1 protein-coding gene is annotated in these 446 nt (G+C 29.6%); it reads right to left on the bottom strand.

The features are described from left to right. Positions 1-164: 164 nt before the first annotated feature. On the bottom strand, positions 165-446 hold a 282-nt coding region (locus tag AWT72_RS08875; protein ID WP_306765444.1), incomplete at its 5' end, for a transketolase C-terminal domain-containing protein.

Below are 446 nucleotides of genomic sequence, written 5' to 3'. Positions count from 1 at the left end.
ACTACCTTTTATGCCTTCTAAATTTATATTATTTACTTCGGCCATTTTTTTAGCTAATGATGTTATCTTTATTACTGAACTTTTTGTATATATTTCAACATCATCTTTATGTACTCTACCTAATGCCCCTGTTCCTTGTATTAAAGAAGCAATAAGAAAAACAGTTAATAAAGGATAGTGGTAAAAATGGGTAAAAAATTATTAAGAGCAACACCAGCTGCCAGAAAATTAGCAAGAGATTTTAACTTAGATTTATCTTTAATACTTTCTACTGTTGGTATCATAGCCATTTCTAAGTTTTGAGCATATGGCATTGGAACATCTTCTCCTGCACATCTTCTAATTGGTGCATCTAAATAATCAAATGCTTCTGATTCAGAAATTAATGCTGAAATTTCACCTATATACCCACTAGTTTTATGTGCATCATTTACTAATACAATTTT

The organism is Oceanivirga salmonicida, assembly GCF_001517915.1.
Taxonomy (GTDB): domain Bacteria; phylum Fusobacteriota; class Fusobacteriia; order Fusobacteriales; family Leptotrichiaceae; genus Oceanivirga; species Oceanivirga salmonicida.
This window is presented reverse-complemented; position numbering and strand designations above follow the sequence as displayed.